This is a genomic window from Paraburkholderia sp. RL18-101-BIB-B (assembly GCF_046026985.1).
Lineage (GTDB): Bacteria > Pseudomonadota > Gammaproteobacteria > Burkholderiales > Burkholderiaceae > Paraburkholderia.
In genome coordinates this window covers 145,522-162,925 of the sequence record NZ_JARESV010000016.1, presented here as the reverse complement: position 1 = coordinate 162,925, position 17,404 = coordinate 145,522, and the positions used below count along the sequence as shown (strand labels likewise).

General features: G+C 61.1%; 14 protein-coding genes. 6 read left to right on the top strand and 8 right to left on the bottom strand.

Going from position 1 to position 17,404, the window contains the following annotated elements:
* Positions 1 to 127: 127 nt before the first annotated feature.
* Genes P0D73_RS23095 through P0D73_RS23085 form a run of 3 tightly spaced genes read right to left on the bottom strand, consistent with a single transcriptional unit; the run spans position 128 to position 3,504 of the window.
* Positions 128 to 934, bottom strand: a complete 807-nt coding sequence (locus tag P0D73_RS23095) for an NAD-dependent epimerase/dehydratase family protein (protein WP_408288299.1) — start codon at positions 932 to 934, stop codon at positions 128 to 130.
* A gap of 33 nt (positions 935 to 967) precedes the next feature.
* Positions 968 to 1,711 (bottom strand): GntR family transcriptional regulator, encoded by a 744-nt coding sequence (locus tag P0D73_RS23090; protein ID WP_408319681.1) that lies wholly within the window; start codon positions 1,709 to 1,711, stop codon positions 968 to 970.
* 53 nt (positions 1,712 to 1,764) lie between these two features.
* Entirely contained in the window at positions 1,765 to 3,504 is a 1,740-nt protein-coding gene (locus P0D73_RS23085) for an IlvD/Edd family dehydratase (protein WP_408179768.1), read from the bottom strand.
* A 142-nt stretch (positions 3,505 to 3,646) separates the two neighbouring features.
* On the opposite strand from P0D73_RS23085, the gene P0D73_RS23080 reads away from it, so the two are divergent.
* Both P0D73_RS23080 and P0D73_RS23075 read left to right on the top strand, forming a co-directional pair.
* Positions 3,647 to 4,645 (top strand): 2-hydroxyacid dehydrogenase, encoded by a 999-nt coding sequence (locus P0D73_RS23080; RefSeq protein ID WP_408179746.1) that lies wholly within the window; start codon positions 3,647 to 3,649, stop codon positions 4,643 to 4,645.
* A gap of 41 nt (positions 4,646 to 4,686) precedes the next feature.
* On the top strand, positions 4,687 to 5,616 hold the full coding sequence (locus tag P0D73_RS23075) for a dihydrodipicolinate synthase family protein (RefSeq protein WP_408179745.1): 930 nt from the start codon (positions 4,687 to 4,689) through the stop codon (positions 5,614 to 5,616).
* Between the two features lie 70 nt (positions 5,617 to 5,686).
* Here the strand turns inward: P0D73_RS23075 and P0D73_RS23070 are convergent, their stop codons facing one another.
* The 4 genes from P0D73_RS23070 to P0D73_RS23055 all read right to left on the bottom strand — a co-directional run bounded on the left by P0D73_RS23070 (position 5,687) and on the right by P0D73_RS23055 (position 11,284).
* Entirely contained in the window at positions 5,687 to 6,853 is a 1,167-nt protein-coding gene (locus tag P0D73_RS23070; protein ID WP_408319683.1) for a mandelate racemase/muconate lactonizing enzyme family protein, read from the bottom strand.
* Between the two features lie 110 nt (positions 6,854 to 6,963).
* On the bottom strand, positions 6,964 to 8,256 hold the full coding sequence (locus P0D73_RS23065) for an MFS transporter (RefSeq protein ID WP_408319685.1): 1,293 nt from the start codon (positions 8,254 to 8,256) through the stop codon (positions 6,964 to 6,966).
* Between the two features lie 73 nt (positions 8,257 to 8,329).
* On the bottom strand, positions 8,330 to 9,637 hold the full coding sequence (locus tag P0D73_RS23060; protein ID WP_342960174.1) for an MFS transporter: 1,308 nt from the start codon (positions 9,635 to 9,637) through the stop codon (positions 8,330 to 8,332).
* Between the two features lie 99 nt (positions 9,638 to 9,736).
* Entirely contained in the window at positions 9,737 to 11,284 is a 1,548-nt protein-coding gene (locus P0D73_RS23055) for a UxaA family hydrolase (protein WP_408319686.1), read from the bottom strand.
* 236 nt (positions 11,285 to 11,520) lie between these two features.
* Here P0D73_RS23055 and P0D73_RS23050 point away from each other — a divergent pair, with 236 nt between their 5' ends.
* The 3 genes from P0D73_RS23050 (at position 11,521) to P0D73_RS23040 (ending at position 15,150) form a co-directional block, all read left to right on the top strand.
* Complete coding sequence (locus tag P0D73_RS23050) at positions 11,521 to 12,459, top strand: SMP-30/gluconolactonase/LRE family protein (protein ID WP_408319687.1); 939 nt, start codon at positions 11,521 to 11,523, stop codon at positions 12,457 to 12,459.
* A gap of 85 nt (positions 12,460 to 12,544) precedes the next feature.
* Positions 12,545 to 12,949 carry a heme-binding protein gene (locus P0D73_RS23045; protein ID WP_408432940.1) on the top strand — a complete coding sequence of 135 codons (405 nt, stop codon included), beginning with the start codon at positions 12,545 to 12,547 and terminating at the stop codon, positions 12,947 to 12,949.
* Positions 12,950 to 12,990: 41 nt separating this feature from the next.
* Positions 12,991 to 15,150, top strand: coding sequence for a malate synthase G (locus P0D73_RS23040; RefSeq protein ID WP_408319688.1), 2,160 nt, complete (start codon positions 12,991 to 12,993; stop codon positions 15,148 to 15,150).
* 361 nt (positions 15,151 to 15,511) lie between these two features.
* Here the strand turns inward: P0D73_RS23040 and P0D73_RS23035 are convergent, their stop codons facing one another.
* Positions 15,512 to 15,790: an HU family DNA-binding protein gene (locus tag P0D73_RS23035; protein WP_408179739.1), complete on the bottom strand. Its 279-nt coding sequence runs from the start codon at positions 15,788 to 15,790 to the stop codon at positions 15,512 to 15,514.
* Between the two features lie 481 nt (positions 15,791 to 16,271).
* Between P0D73_RS23035 and P0D73_RS23030 the strand changes: the two genes are divergently transcribed.
* Entirely contained in the window at positions 16,272 to 16,415 is a 144-nt protein-coding gene (locus P0D73_RS23030) for a hypothetical protein (protein WP_408319689.1), read from the top strand.
* Positions 16,416 to 17,404: the final 989 nt, after the last annotated feature.

Here is a 17,404-nt window from a genome sequence, read left to right as displayed (position 1 = left end):
GCGGGACTCGAGTGTGGACGCACAGGCTCAACGTCCAACTGCTTCCTGTCGCAGGCTCATGAAGGAAGCTGATCCACGAGTACCTGCTTTAACGCGGTGCAATCGTTCCGACGATAGACCGCCACCCTCAATCCATCAGGAGCGGATCGCCGTCGAATTCGACGAGACAGCCGGGGCCGCCATGAAACAGCGCTTCACGCGCATCTTCCGTCTTTCCCGTTGCCGCGATCTCAGCCGCATAGAGTTCGGCATCATCTTCCGGCACGTACCCGAGATAGCGCACGTTGGCATTGTCCCAGCGATTGCGCGCGTTATTGGATACGCCGTACACGACCGCGAAGTGGAAGTCCGGATAGTCGATACAGCGGCGCGTCACCTGCACCATGTCGCGATGGCTGATCCATGTGAAGAGGTGGCGCGGTACGGTCGGCCTGTTGTCCGGGCGGAACGAGCCGATACGGATGCACGCAACCGACATGCCGTGCTTGTCGGCGTACATCCGGCCAAGCGCCTCGCCGAACACCTTCGAGATGCCGTAACGGCTATCAGGGCGCGGCTCGACGCTGTTGTCGATCATCCGGTCGCGACGATGAAAACCCACTGCATGGTTTGAACTCGCGAACACCACGCGCTTGACGCCCGCTTGCCGCGCCGCTTCGAACACGTTGTAGCAACCTTCGATGTTCATATCGCGGATGCGTTCCCAGCGATCCTCGTCGGGGATGCCGGCGAGGTGCACGACGACGTCGACGCCCTCCATGGCCGGCAGAAGATCCTCCAGGCGCGTGATGTTCGCCGTCACGATTTCCTCGCCTGCCTGTGCCTCGGCCTGCGGCGCAATATCGGCGAGGCGCAGCGCATAGTGGCCCTGGAAACCGGCGCGGAGCACGCGCCCAATGTGACCGGCCGCGCCGGTGATCAGTACTCGAGTCATTGATACCCTCTCTGTGATTCAGGTAAAAAACAGCTAATCGGTTTCGCCTTTCTGTACGGCGTAGCCAGCCGAGCGGCGATGATGCGCTTCGAGATACGCATCGCGCGATGGCACCAAATGGTCCCGGCATAACTTGATCAACGATTCCCGGTCGCCGGTCCGGAGCGCCTCGATCATCTGGTGATGCTCGGCACGAGCCTTCTCCAGATACTGGGGAAACACGATGGATACTGAACGGATCGCATGCGTGCGGCGTTCATACTCGCGAATCGCCTCGGTTAGAACCTGGCTTTCCGACAACGCAAAGAACGCATGGTGAAACGCCATGTTCGCGCGGAAGACGCGTCGCAGGTCGCCGGCGATGGCCGCTTCGTCGTGCTCTGCCTGAATTGCCGTCAGCGCATCGAGCGCCTCGCTACTGACCGGCAAAACGATGCGTCGCGCCGCGTCTGCTTCCAGCAATTCGCGTAGCGCATACAGTTCAATGACCTCGCGCGGTGTAAACGACTTGACCAGCGCACCTACATTCTTGCGGCGCTCCACCAGGCCGCGCCGCTCCACCTCCGCCAGCACCAGACGGGCGACGTGGCGCTTCAGGCTGAAGCGCTCGCACAGATCGTCTTCGACGAGCCGTTCGCGCGGATGCAGAACGCCAAGGACGATCTGCTCCTCGAGCTCGTCTGAGACGCTGCGCAGCGTCTCGTCGATATTGCGGTCGCGTTCGACCGTCTTCGCAGTGGGTGCAGCGGAGCGTTTGGGCTTGGCAGCGTTGCTCATAGAAAGGATCCGCAAAATGATCTAAGCCGCGAGCCTATACGAAAATATGATCTTTAACCCTTGTTTCCGTTGCCGGGAACGGTCGCGGTAATCCGGGTAGCTTGCAGAAAGTCAAAGTCGCAGCCCTCGTCGGCCTGAGTGATCGTGGTCAGAAAGAGTTTGCGATAACCACGCTCGTCGGGGTCGGCCTGGCGCGCCGGCAACGCGGCAAGACGAGCCGCGATTTCCTCGTCACTGAGGGCAAGTTCGATAGACCGTTCTGCCACGCTCAGGCGAATGCGGTCGCCAGTTTGTACGACCGCGAGAGGACCGCCGATGGCCGCTTCAGGTGTGACGTGCAGCACCACTGTGCCGGACGCCGTGCCGCTCATGCGGCCATCCGAAATGCGCACCATGTCTTTGACACCCTGGCGGCCGAGCTTGCGCGGGATCGGAATGTAGCCGGCTTCCGGCATCCCGGGTGCACCGACCGGACCGATCCGCTTGAGCACGAGTACGTCATGTGCTTCCACGTCCAGTTCCGGGTCGTCGATACGACGAGCCAGATCCTCCGCGTCTTCGAAGACGACGGCCCGCCCTTCATGCTCCATCAGGCTGGCGCTTGCCGCTGACTGCTTGATGATCGCGCCGCCCGGCGCCAGATTGCCACGCAGCACCGCAATACCGCCTTGCGGAAAGATCGGGCGGTTAAACGGGCGGACGACTTCCTGCGGGAAGCTCGCCGGGGCGGCATCCAGCTCCTCGCCGAGCGTACGGCCGGTCACAGTGAGCGCGTCGAGATGCAGCAGGCCTTTCATCTCGCGCATCACCGTGGTCAGCCCGCCGGCACGATGCAGGTCTTCCATGTAGTGCTGTCCGGACGGTTTCAAATCGACGAGGACGGGCGTCTCGCGCGCCATCCGGTCGAGTTGCTCAAGGTCGATGCGAATCCCGAGCCGGCCCGCAATTGCCGTTAGGTGAATGATGCCGTTGGTCGAGCCGCCGATTGCGAGCAGCACCCGCAATGCGTTTTCGATCGCCTTGGGCGTCAGGATGGCCGTCGGACTCAGGTCCCGCCCGATCATCGCCACAGCCTGCGCGCCGGTGCGCTCCGCAATGCGGATGCGATCGGCGGTCACGGCTGGCGCGGACGCACCACCCGGCAGCATCATGCCCAAGGCTTCCGCGATGCAGGCCATGGTGCTTGCCGTTCCCATCACCGAACAGGTCCCCACCGTTGCGACGAGTTGATTGTTGACGGCTTCGATCTCGGCTTCGTCGATCTGGTCGCCGCGAAAACTCGCCCAGAAGCGACGGCAGTCCGTACATGCCCCAACCCGTTCGCCGCGATGCGAGCCCGTGAGCATGGCGCCCGTCACCAGCTGAATGGCGGGAACGCCCGCCGCCGCCGCGCCCATCAACTGGGCCGGTACGGTTTTGTCGCAGCCGCCGATCAGCACCACCGCGTCCATCGGCTGGGCCCGGATCATCTCCTCCGTGTCCATCGACATCAGATTGCGAAGGTACATGCTGGTCGGATGCGAAAAGCTCTCGGCGATCGAGATCGTCGGGAATTCGACAGGCAGGCCGCCAGCCAGCATCACGCCGCGTTTTACCGCCTCGATCAACTGCGGCGCGTTGCCATGGCATGGGTTGTAGGCACTGCCCGTGTTCGCGATGGCCACGATGGGACGCGACAGCGCGTCGTCGGTATAGCCCGCCCCCTTGATGAACGCCTTCCGCAGAAATAGCGAGAAACCTTCATCGCCGTAGTTCGTCAGCCCCTGCCGCAAGCCGCTTTTCTTCTCGCTCATTGTCGCTCCTGAATCGTCGATGACATTATCAATAATCTTGACGGGAATGTTACCGATACTTATAGTCTCTCCGCAAGCGATTCTTTTGTGTTGCGGTCGGTGCCGCATATCCACTCTCCAACAGCCTTCCGCCGAGGTCTTCATGAAGCATGTCGTCGCCTATCGTTCGTTGCCTCCTGCCGTGCTGGGGCTCCTTCGTGAGCACTGCTCCGTCGAGTTGGTCGACGTTTCATCCGGCGACCTCGCGCCGTTCAGGCAAGCACTGGGCGCGGCTCACGCAATGGTCGGCAACAATCTCAAGATAACGCCGGAGATCCTCGATGCGGCGCCTCTACTCGAGGTCGCGTCCACGATTTCGGCCGGCTTCGACGCGTTCGATGTCCCTGAACTCTCACGCCGCGGCATCGTACTGACGAATACGCCGGAGGAAGTCACCGAAACCACCGCCGATCTCGTATTCAGCCTGATCCTCGCAACCGCCCGGCGCATTTCGGAACTTGCCGATTGGACACGGCGCGGCCAATGGACGCGTACTGTCGGCGAGGCGCAATTCGGTGTCGACGTGCACCACACAACGCTGGGAATCGTCGGGCTTGGGCGCATTGGCAGCGCGGTCGCCAAGCGCGCCGCTCTTGGCTTCGGCATGGACGTGATCTATTCCAACCGCTCCCGCAACCCGGAAGCAGAGGAGCGCTACGGCGCGCAATGGCGGCCGCTTCCCGAGTTGCTCGCCACTGCGGACTTCGTTTGCGTGCTTGTGCCGCTATCGCCCGCCACCGAGCGGCTGATCGGCAGCGCCGAACTCGGGACCATGAAGCCGTCGGCCATCCTCATCAACTGCGCTCGCGGCCAGGTCGTCGACGAGGTCGCCCTCATCGAACATCTTCGTGAAGGCCGCATTCGCGGCGCCGGTCTCGATGTGTTCGAACGCGAACCGGTGTCGCAGGACTCGCCGCTGCTCCAGTTGCCGAACGTGGTAGCGGTGCCGCATATCGGTTCCGCTACGCAACAGACGCGCGAAAACATGGCCATGCGCGCGGTACGCAATCTCATCGACGCACTCGACGGCCAACTCTCGTCGACCTGTGTCAATCCCGAAGCGCTCCACGCCCGCTCGTCTGCGCAACAGATCCCGGGCTGAATGGCGCGAAACACGCTCACTTCAATCAAAAGGAACACGCGATGACTTCAGTCAACCGACCCCGCGGCGTTTACTCGCCCGTGGTCACGCCGTTCACAAGAGACCTTCTTCCGGATCACGACCGCTATGTCCGTCATTGCCGATGGTTGATCGAACAGGACGTCGGACTCGCTGTTTTCGGGACCAACTCGGAAGCGAATTCGCTCGCCGTCAGCGAGAAAATGAAGCTGCTCGAAACGTTGGTTGGCGCAGACATTCCGCTCGATCGTCTGATGCCGGGCACAGGCTGCTCGGCCCTCACCGACACGGTCGAACTAACACGCCATGCGCTTTCGCTAGGGGTGAATCATGTGCTGACGCTGCCGCCGTTCTTCTACAAGGGCGTCACCGACGAAGGCCTGTTCCGCAGCTATGCGCAGATCATCGAACGCGTGGGTTCCGACGCACTGCGCATTTATCTGTATCACATCCCGCCCGTGTCCCAGGTGCCGCTCAGCCTCGCGCTCATCGAGCGGCTGCTCGCTGCTTTCCCGGGCGTGATCGCCGGCGTGAAGGACAGTTCGGGCGACTGGAGCAACACGCAGGCCATGCTCGAGCGCTTCCAGCCGCATGGCTTCGATGTGTTCGCCGGCAGCGAGACCTTCCTGCTGGCCACCATGCGGGCGGGCGGCGTTGGCTGCATCACGGCAACCGGAAACGTCAACCCGGCGGCTATCGTGCAGTTGTATCGTCACTGGCAATCGGCCGACGCCGATGCCCGTCAGGCAGCACTGGATGCCACGCGTGCGGTGTTCGCCAAATTCCCGATGATTCCCGCACTCAAGGCGGCGATCGGCGTGTATTCGAACGATGCCGACTGGGGCGTCGTCCGCCCTCCTCTCGTCGATCTGACACCAGTGCAATGCGACGCGCTCGCCGCCGCACTCCGCGAAATCGGCTTCTCAATGCCAGGGGTCGAAGTCACCGCCTGATGCCCTGAAGAAACACCCGCCGGTTGCATGCGCAACCGGTGGTATTTTCCAGCTATCCATGGCTTCCGCTTCAGGCCCAATCGTCTAGCGCGTATTCGTTCAGCGCGGCTTCATCGAAGTCGAATCCGAGGCCTGGACGAGTCGGCACGGTCAGGTTGCCGTCTGCGAACGACAGCTGCGTGTCCACCAGCCGGCGGAAATTCAGCACCTGATCGTCAGGAAAAAATTCGACATAACGCGCATTGGGCGTTGACGCCACCAGATGCACGTGCAGATCGTGGAACCAGTGCGGACACATCGTCACACCCACGGCCGCGGCCGACGCTGCAATCCGCCGCCATTCGCTGATCCCGCCGCATACCGCCGCGTCCGACTGAAGGATCATGGCCGCGCGCTTGTCGAGCAGCTCCTGATGCCGCCAACGCCCCGCTTCTATCTCGCCGGTCGCAACGGTCACCGGCGTGCGTCGGCTCAGTTGCGCATGACTCTCGATGTCGTCGGGACTGAACGGCTCTTCGATCCAGTACGGGTTGAACGGCTCGTACCGGCGCATGTATTCGAGCGCGGTCGGAACGTCGGACCATGCGTTGTTGGCATCGAGCATCAGCAGCACGTCATCGCCGATCGCTTCGCGGGCTGCCCTGATCCGCGCTTCCTCGCTGCGCGGATCAAGCCGCCCTACCTTCATCTTCACCGCGCGAAACCCCAGCGCCACATAGCCCGCCATTTCCTCGCCGAGATGCTCCGGCGTCTTGCCTTCCAGATAGTAACCACCGCTGGCATAGGCCGGCACAGTGGCGCTAGATGTGCCGCCGAGATAGCGGCTCAACGGCAGGCCGGCAGCGCGTGCATTGCGGTCCCACAAGGCGATGTCGATGATGGACAGCGCCCGCATGACTGAGCCCGCACGCCCTTGCAGCAGCGACTCGTCGTACATGGCGCACCACGAGCCTTCGACGTCGAGCGCGGAGCGCCCACGTAACAGCGGCGCAAACAGTTCGCGCACGGCATACGTGACCAGCATGCCGGCGCGGTTGCCGCTGTAACAAAAGCCGATGCCGTGATGGTCATCGGCTGTCGTGACGCGTACTACGGTGTAGTCGCGGGCAGTGACGAGGCGGGTCGAGAATGCAGTGTGGCGGTCAAGCGGCACGCGGATGGTGCGCGCCTCCACCGAAACGATCCGCGAACGTGTCTGATAATCGGTTTGCTCGGATTCAACGATGACATGTTTCATGGCAGTAGATCGACTCGAAAAAAACGAGATACTCGCGCGGCCACGCGTACGGCCGCGGGCGGGTGGCTCCGCCTGCGCCTCCCGGCTCCTTGCGTGGCGGGACGGACCGTTTATGCGGCGGTGGTATGCGGCCCGGCTGTCTCGCCTGCCGCGCGCCGGCCGATGACCAGCAGCATTGCCAGCACGCCGACCAGATCGACCGCCGCGCCGAGCATGAAGCCGCTGCTGTAACCACCCAGGTACTGGACCGCCAAACCCATCATGGTCGGACCGACGATGCCCGAGATGTTGCTCATCAGGTGAACAAAGCCGCTTACGCCCCCAAGATGCCTGCCGGGCACAAGCTCGTGCATGGTAGCCCAGCACGCTTGCGACGAAGCCGTCAGAAACAGTACGGCGAACGCGACAAGCAGTACTGCGGGAGTCACGGAATCGACCATGCTGACGCCCACCAGGGCGAGACCCGACAGCGCGAGCGGCACGATCGCCGAGACCTTGCGCGCCAGCAGCTTGTTGCTCATGCGCTTGAAACACGCGTCGGCAAGCAGGCCGCCACCGAAGTATCCAATCCCGCCGCATGCCCATGGCACTGCGCTCAGAAAGCTCATGTGCTTCATGTCGAGATGCAGCGCGTTGGTGAAATAGCTCGGCATCCAAGAGATGAACACGAACAGCGTGTAGTTCACCGCGAACAGGCCGACGCCAAGCGCGAGCGTGCTCGGACGAAACAGGTAGCTGCGCAGCGGCGTGCTTTCCTCGCCGCCTTCCGCAGGATGTGCCGCACTGCGGCTCGCTTCCACCATCTCGCGTTCTGCCTCGCCGACCCGCCTGCTTTGCGCCGGCTTGTCGGTAGCGAACATGCGCCAGGCGACGATCCACACCAGCCCGAACGCCGCGATGATCACAAACGACGTGCGCCAGCCGTAGGCGATCGCAATCAGTCCCACCACCGGCCCGGCGATCGCACTGCCTACCGTCTGGCCTGAAAACGTAAAGCCGACCATGGTCGCGGTTTCATGCCGGGGAAACCAGTTGGTGATGGTCCGGTTGGTCGTCGAATTCATCGGACCTTCGCCGAAGCCGAACAGCGCCCGGGAGATCAGCAACGTGCCGAATCCAGTCGCGGCCGCGGTCAACCCGCAGAGAATGGACCACGCCCCCATCGACCAGGAGAAGACCCGGCGCGGCCCATACTTGTCGGCGAGTTGTCCGCCGACGAATGCGAAGATGGAATAGCCGAAGAAGAAACTGCTGAACACTACGCCGAGTTGCGACGGCGAAAGATTCAGCTCCTTGTTCAGGACAGGCGCGACCACGCCAAGCGCCGCGCGGTCCATGTAATTGATCGCGCCCGCGATAAACAGCAGCAAGGCGACAACGTAGCGATACTTCCCAGTCTTCATGTTGTCTCTATTCCATGTAATTGAGGATACCGAATGTTGCTATCTGGCACTTCTCTCGAGTGCCATGGAGGTACTACTTGTTGACAAGCCTGGCGGGAAGCTGCGTCAGGATGAGACCTGCGGAGACAATCAGCGACCCCGCAATCAGGAACAGGCTCGAATCAAGAGAATGCGTGACCGTCTTTAGCCACCCCACCAGCGCAGGGCTTACGAAGCCTGCGAGATTGCCCGTCGAATTGATCAAGGCAATGCCGGCCGCCGCACCGGTGCCGCCGAGGAAGGAAGTGGGCAAGGCCCAGAACATGGGTAAGGCCGTAATCACGCCCGAAGCGGCAAGCGTCAGGCCAAGCAACGCAATATACGTATTGTTGCCCGCGTAGGCGCACATCACGAACCCCGCAGCCGCCATGCATTGCGGCAACACGACGTGCCAGCGGCGTTCACGCGTGCGGTCCGCGTGGCGGCCGACCACAATCATCAGAATCAGGGCGGCAAGATAAGGCACGACCGTGAGCAGGCCGATGGTGAAGGCGTCCGTGATTCCGGAACTCTTTATGATGGTTGGCTGCCAGAAGCCAACTGCATAGGAGCCCATCACGATACCGAAGAGAATCGTGCACAAGGTCCAGACTTTGAGCGACGTGAAGACCTCGCGCACGGAGCCGTGGCTTTTGGTGCGTGCTTCTGCATCGATTTCCGACGCTATGAAGTCGCGGTCCTGAGCCGGTAGCCACTTTGCGTCCTTCACCCGATCATCGAGGAACCAGAAAATGACGGCTGCGAGGATCAGCGCGGGGGCGGCTTCCAGAATGAACAGCCACTGCCAGCCGGCAAGGCCCGCGTGCCCCGCGAGGCGCTGCATGATGAAGCCGGAAATCGGGCCGCCGACAATGCCCGCCACCGGATTGCCCGCCATCAGGAAAGCAATCATCTTGCCGCGCCGGTGCGATGGAAACCAGTAGGTGAGATACAGCACCAGCCCCGGGAAAAAGCCCGCTTCGGCCACGCCCAGAAAGAAACGCAATACGTAGAACATCGTGGGCGTGGTGACCCACGCGGTCGCGGCCGAGAGCACGGCCCACGTGAGCATGATCCGGGCGATCCAGCGGCGCGCGCCGAGCCGGTGCAGCAGCAAGTTGCTCGGCACTTCGAAGAAGAAATACCCGATGAAAAAGATGCCCGCGCCGAAGCCATACATCGCCTCGCTGAAGTTCAGATCGCTGAGCATCTGGAGCTTGGCGAAGCCCACGTTGACCCGATCCAGATACGCCACCACGTAACAGACGAACAGCAAGGGCATGAAGCGCCAGGTCACTCGCGTGTAGATCGAGTTGCTTGTCGCGCTGTCAGGTATTTGTATTGCCGGGGTTTGGGTACTCACAGGCTGTCTCCGCCATTTGTTCGACTGCCTACGGGCGACGGTTTTACTTATAGGTGTAAATGGCCGTTCGCCCTCGCAATGCGCTGAGCCACTGCGCACTCAACTCATGATGCCGATCTGCCATGGCACGAATTCGTGGTCACCCAGTCCGAGCATTTCGCTTTTTGTGCGCTCGCCCGACGCGGCGGCAAGAATAGCGTCGAAGATTTTCTGGCCCGTGCTGTGGATCGACGCGATGCCATCCAGAATCCCTCCGCAGTTAAGATCCATGTCTTCGGTCAGACGCGTGTACATCGGCGTATTGGTGGCGAGTTTCAGCGATGGCACGGGCTTGGCGCCGAACATCGAACCGCGCCCTGTCGTGAAGGCAATAAGATTTGCGCCGCCCGCAATCTGACCCGTCGCGGAGACGGGGTCGAAGCCGGGAGTGTCCATGAATACGAGTCCAGATTGCTTCACCAGCTCGGCGTATCGATACACTTGCATGAGGGGCCCGGTGCCGCCTTTCATCGCTGATCCGATCGACTTTTCGAAGATGTTCGCCAGTCCGCCCACCTGATTGCCGGGGCTGACCTGGCCGTTGATCTGAACGTCTCGACCGACCGAATACTCGTCTTTCCACCAGCGGATCCGCTCAACCAGTTTCTCGCCGACTTCGCGGCTGACCGCACGCCGCGTGAGCGTATGCTCCACGCCGTAGATTTCGGGTGTTTCGGAAAGGATGGCGGTGCCGCCATGACGGACCAGCAAATCCATCGCCGCACCAAGCGAAGGATTGGCGGTGATCGAGGAAAAGCCGTCCGAGCCGCCGCATTGCAGACCGATTTTCAGATGACTTGCAGGAACCGTCGTGCGCTTCACGCGATTGGCATCGGGCAGCAGCGCCCGGACCGCCGCTACGCCGGCCTCGATGGTCTGACGGGTGCCGCCGTTCTCCTGCATGATGAATGTGTGCAGCCGCGAATCAGCTTTCAGACCTTCCTGATCCATCAGTCCGGCCAGTTGGTTGCGCTCGCATCCCAGCCCGACAATCAGCGCCGCGGCAAGATTGGGGTGCCGCGCGTAACCCGCCATCGTCCGGCGGAGCAGCGCCATCGGCTCACCGCTCATTTCCATGCCGCAGCCGATCGAGTGCGTGAACGCGACCACACCATCTACGTTGGGGTAGTCCGCCAGGCGCTCCGGCGTGAACCATTCGGCGATTCTGTGCGCGACCGTGGCGGAACAATTGACTGTCGACAACACGCCGATGTAGTTGCGCGTGGCAACCTCGCCGTTATCCCGCACGATGCCCTGGAACGTGGCGCGCTCGGCTTCGGGCACCATCTCGACGGGCTGGTAGTCCGCTCCAAATGCGTAGTCCCGGTCGAACTCACGGAACTCGACGTTATGGCTATGGACCATCGTGCCTGGCGCAATATCCGTCGCGGCGAAACCGATCACCACGTTGTATTTGCGAACCGGTTCGCCCTTTTTGATAGGCGTCGCCGCGATCTTATAACCTGCGGCCACCTGGCTGCGGCAAACAAAATCTTCCGCTGGAACCGGCGTACCGATTGCGACGTCGATGCGCGCAATGACCACATTGTCAGCGGGATGCAACCGAATCACCGGCCCGGTTACGTTCTTGCTCGTCATCTCAGTCATCAGGCATTGCCCTTCTAGAAATTTGCGCCGGGCGGTCAAAAAACGCACGAAACGAGTAATCGCTTTCTTACATAACCGCTACGGCCGATGCGTCACTGCTCTCGGCTCAAGAATTTCAGGCATCTTATGGCACTTCATGGACTAATTCAAGAGAAAGCGCTTACTCATTTCCCTTTATACTAGCGGTCGTGCCGCCGCAATAGGCGGAAATGCCGGGGCCTGAACAGGAGAGTGAGATGTGGCAACAAGCTGAGCGATACCCCGACCCACGGGTGATTTCGCTAGACCCTTCCTTCGATAAATACCGCGTGGCTTTTTCGGCCGTCGAACGGCTGGCTACCGGTTACCGGTGGACCGAAGGCCCGGTATGGTTCGGCGATGGACGTTACCTGCTCTGGAGCGACATTCCGAACAACCAGATGCTGAAATGGGAGGAGGAAACGGGCGTAGTCAGCGTGTTCCGGAAACCTTCCAACTACGCGAATGGCAACACCCGCGACAGACAAGGGCGGCTCGTTACGTGCGAGCACGGCCGCCGCGTCACACGCACTGAGTACGACGGCAGCATCACCGTCCTTCTCGATTCCTTTGAAGGCAAGCCGCTTAATTCCCCCAACGACCTGGTCGTGAAGTCGGACGGTTCTATCTGGTTCACGGATCCGCCGATGGGCATCTCCGGACACTACGAAGGAATCAAGGCGGAGCAGGAACTCCCCCACTCCGTATATCGAATTGATGGCATGACTGGCGAAGCGTCCGTAGTCACTCGCGACTTGAAAGGACCGAACGGCCTGTGCTTTTCACCCGACGAGAAACTGCTCTACATCATCGAATCGCGCGGTGTGCCCAACCGGATGATCCACGTCTATGAAGTGGACGCGGATGGCCGCGGAATCGGTGAAGGCCGAATGTTCTATGACGCGGGCGCCGGCACGATCGACGGCATGCGCGCGGACATCGACGGCAATCTGTGGTGCGGCTGGGGCATGGGCAATGACGAACTCGATGGCGTCATGGTTATTTCGCCACAGGGAAAGATGATTGGCCGGATCGCCCTGCCCGAGCGCTGCGCAAATTTGTGCTTTGGTGGACGCGCGCGTAACCGGCTGTTCATGGCGTCGTCGCAGTCCATTTATGCGGTGCACGTCAACACGCAGGGCGCGCTGGGTGGATAGCCCCGTTCACCACGAAACGTATTACGGCCTCCGGCATGCGCCGGTGGCGACACTTCACTCCGAAACACTGACTTGAAAGCCTGACATGCAAAGCAAACCTGTATTGACCGTTGTAGAAGCTACGCGAATCCTGGAAGCCGCGCGCGTGGAAGCAGAGAAACACCAGTGGGCAGTCACCATCGCGGTCGTGGATGACGGGGGTCATCTGCTGGCCCTGCTCCGCCTCGACGGCTGTGCGCCGATAGGCGCTTACATCGCAACCGAAAAGGCGCGTACCTCCGCGCTCGGTCGACGCGAATCGAAGCAGTACGAAGACATGATCAACGGCGGCCGCACCGCGTTCCTGAGCGCGCCGCTGGCCGGCACGCTCGAGGGCGGCGTCCCGGTCGTGGTCGACGGAAACGTTGTGGGTGCAGTCGGCGTGTCCGGTGTCAAACCGGATCAGGATTCGCAAGTGGCCAGAACCGCGGCAAACAGCCTCAATGGCTGATTGATTGATATTTGAAACTGTTGGAGCAAATGATGGGTGAAATGATCGACAGAAACGGGCTGCGTGTCGCGGCTGTTCTCAGCAAATTTGTCGACGATGAGGCGTTGAGTGGGACTGGCATCGACAGCGAAGCCTTCTGGAAAGGCTTCGCTGCCCTCGTCCACGACCTCGCCCCCAAGAACCGCGCGCTGCTCGCAGAACGCGATCGCCTGCAGACGGAACTGGACCAGTGGCACGGCGCGCATCCGGGGCCCGTGCGCGATCTGAAGGCATACCGCGCATTTCTCGAAGGCATCGGCTATATCGTATCGGCGAGCGCAGCCGTTAAGGCGACGACCCAGAATGTCGACACCGAAATCGCCGGGCAAGCCGGCCCGCAACTCGTCGTGCCACTGTCGAACCAGCGCTACGCACTCAACGCCGCGAATGCGCGCTGGGGCAGCCTCTACGATGCACTCTACGGCACCGATGCGATCCCCGAAACCGACGGTGCCGAGCGCACCGCCTACTTCAATCCGGTGCGCGGTGCACGCGTGATCGCGCGCGCCCGCGCATTCCTCGATGAAGCCGCGCCGCTCGTCAACGGCTCGCACGTCGACGCCATCGCGTACCGCGTGGAATGCGGCAAGCTCGCTGTCACGCTCAAGAACGGCTCGTCGGCGTTGAAGGTCCCCGCGCAGTTCATCGGCTATCAGGGCGATGCAGGCTCCCCTTCCGCCGTCCTGCTCAAACATCACGGCCTGCACTTCGAGATCCAGATCGACGCAACGGACTCCATCGGCAAGACCGACGCTGCGCGTGTGAAGGACGTGCTGATGGAAGCGGCCGTCTCGACGATTATCGATTGCGAAGACTCCGTTGCCGCTGTCGATGCCGTCGAAAAGGTCCAGCTTTACCGCAACTGGACCGGCCTCGCGAAAGGCGAACTGACTGAGCAAGTCACGAAGAACGGCAAGACCTTCACGCGTCGCCTGAACGCCGACCGCACATACACCGCCCCAGATGGCTCGACCGTGAAACTGCATGGCCGCTCGTTGCTGTTTATCCGTAACGTCGGGCATTTGATGACGAATCCGGCGATCGTCGATCGCGACGGTCGCGAGATTCCCGAAGGCATTCTGGATGCCGTGATGACGTCGCTGGGCGCGATGCACGACCTGCAAAACAAGCTCAATTCGCGGACCGGATCGATTTACATCGTCAAGCCGAAGATGCACGGCCCGGCCGAAGTCGCGTTTTCCAATGAACTGTTCGGCCGTGTCGAAGATCTGCTCGGGCTGCCGCGCCATACCATCAAGATGGGCATCATGGACGAGGAGCGCCGCACGAGCGTCAACCTGCAGGCGTGCATTGCGGCGGCATCGGCGCGCGTGGCGTTCATCAATACGGGCTTCCTGGATCGCACCGGCGACGAGATGCACAGCGCAATGGAAGCCGGTCCGATGATGCGCAAGGGTGATATGAAATCGTCGGCATGGATCGCGGCTTACGAGCGCAATAACGTGCTGGCCGGCTTGAGCTCGGGATTGCGCGGACGCGCGCAGATCGGCAAAGGCATGTGGGCGATGCCCGACCTGATGCATGCGATGCTCGAACAGAAAATCGCGCATCCGAAAGCGGGCGCAAACACGGCTTGGGTGCCGTCGCCGACTGCCGCGACGCTGCACGCGCTGCACTACCATCAAGTTGACGTTCAGGCCGTGCAGCAAGAGTTGGAAAAGACCGCCTACGACAGCGTACGCGATAAGCTGCTCGATGGCTTGCTGACGATTCCTGTCGTCGAAGAGGCGCAGTGGTCAGATGAGGAAATCTGCAAGGAAATCGAGAACAACGCGCAAGGGATTCTGGGTTACGTGGTGCGTTGGATCGATCAGGGCGTCGGCTGTTCGAAGGTGCCGGATATGCACGATATCGGCCTGATGGAAGACCGCGCGACGCTGCGCATTTCGAGCCAGCACATTGCAAACTGGCTGCGTCACGGGGTGGTGTCGGAAGCGCTGGTGAACGAAACGTTCCAGCGCATGGCGAAGGTGGTGGATGCGCAGAACGCCAACGACCCGCAGTACCAGCCAATGGCCGGTCATCTGGACACATCACTCGCGTTCAAGGCGGCGAAGGCGCTGGTTTTTGAAGGGCGGTCGCAGCCTAACGGGTATACGGAGCCACTGCTGCACAAGTTCCGACTTGGTGCGAAGTGGTAGGCGCAGCATAGCGAAGTCGAAACCGTGGTCGATTCAGCATGCGTCGCGGGCGGCTGGTGGCATCCCGCGTACGCATGTGCTTGGCAACTTGCGGCTGGGGTGTAAATAGCCGCGTTGACAATATGTTCCTTTTAGTGAGGATACCCAGGCGTGTGGACGCGAGGCATGCCGGAGTGCGAACGCTTCCGTGTTCGAGTTCGGCGTCGTGCTGATAAGCCGCACGCCAAAACAGGCAGGTTCACCGGGAGTGGCGGTGACGCCGGCGCGATCCCGCGTGGTCCGCGGAACATGTCGGCGACCAGCGACGTGTTCGCAACGGACAGCCGCCGGCATATCACCGACCGGCGGCTGTCGCACGCTGTCAGGATCCGTTCACGGCATCCTTGAACGCCTTGCCGGCCGTGAACTTGACGGTCTTCGCTGCGGGGATCTGGATTTCGGCGCCGGTCGCCGGGTTGCGGCCCACGCGTGCGGCGCGGGCTCCCGTCGAAAACGACCCGAAGCCGATGAGTTGAACCGTGTCGCCCTTCCTGACGGCGCTCGTGATTGCGCCGATGAACGCATCGATCGCTTCGCCTGTTGCCGCCTTGCTCGCGCCAGTCGCCGCAGCGACCGCATCCACCAGTTCCTGTTTGTTCATTGTCGATCCGTTGTTTTCTTTGTGGAAACCGTCACCCTACCCGATCGCCGCGCGTTCGCGCAATGACACACAGCGCGCGATCCTCGTCGCTACTCGGTAGCCATCGGTAACAGGTTGGCGCACGAGACTAGAACTACAAAATACGTAATATTTGATACATGGCGGTTTGCGAAGGTAGTGCCCGGTGATTTTTGTTAGCGCTTGTCGATTTCGCAGCCTTAGACTGCGCCTCGTCGTGAAACATAAGGACAGCCGTGCCTCGAAAGTCCTCCAAGTTATTGTTTGTGCATCGTTTTTTCGCTTCCGCATTGATCGGTTAATTGTTTCACGAGAAGCTGTTTAGTCGATCTCAGAAGTCCGCTTCGTGTATACCGCCCCTGCAAGCCTAACCGTAGCTAGGCATTCGAGCGGGTCGTGGAGGTGCCCGTAAAGCTCCGCGCTGCTGGCGTCCTCCCCGCAACAGCACGAAAACTGCTCCTGCATGCGCGGCGTCGGCACCTTCCACGTGACCGATGCACGCACTGTCACGCGCGTCTACGGTGACGATAAACCGAACGACTTACTGCTGATCGATGGTGTCGCCCTCAATGTCGGCGTCGCTAAGGATGGGCTTACGGGGCTGTGACTTCGGCGTCCGGCCAACTCTGGCAAAGATCGAGGGTCGAAACTTTCGAAGGTTTTGCAGCGGATCAGTGGACAGTATTCACTCGGAGCGCAACAGTTTTCGCAAGTATCGTGAAAGCAATGTCAGAGCTTCCCCCGTGCGTCGAACTGAGACGCGTATAGCGTGTTCTTGCTCGGGACGCGCATTCGGGACTTCCGAGCACGCGAGGACACGCGATGCGATGCGATGCGATGCATGATGAACTATTGATTAATTATTTAGATAGATAATGCATATGAAGGCAATCGTTTTTTGCCGGCGCTCAGCTGTCTAGCGGTTCCACCTGAGGGAACACGACCGTGATAAGCATCCACCGTTTATAGCGGCGCGACGACTGCACGCGCAAGCATGTCGCAGTCGTGATGTTTTCAAAGGTAATCCGACATCGCGGGAGGCTGGGAGCCCTCCACTGCGAACCGCAACGTTTGCACGACCGGCCGGACGAGTCCGCGGTTTGAGTCAAAAAAATCGAGCCTAACTAGAGTGGCTTCCTCTAATTTGCGGCGTGGGAGTCGTACGGCTTGCCGGAAGAATTCCGGCTGAAGCGGCTGCCACAGTTCATACAACGTATCTAGCGTATTGATGAATATGAGCCGTCATGGCCAGCGCAGCAAATTGATGCCCGCACCCGCCTGCTTCGCCATTTTTTTGATGTAGCTGTCTCGTTCTAGGGAGACACCCGGCGGTCTCTCTTTGCGGTGTTGTGCGTTGGTTACTACCAGCTGGCAGGGGTCCGAATGCTCACCTGGGTCCTATTGATGGCCCAGCACAATAAGATCGCAACCGGGCGGCGCCACGCGCCGGTGATTTGACCGCTCATTGTCTCCGTATCGACACTGCTCCAACGCCGGATCGTTGGACCACGTCCAATCCAGACGACGCCCCCATGATGAACCGCATCGAGAGGACGACGCGGCTGGAAGCATCGCTCGCTGAGATGCGCGACCATC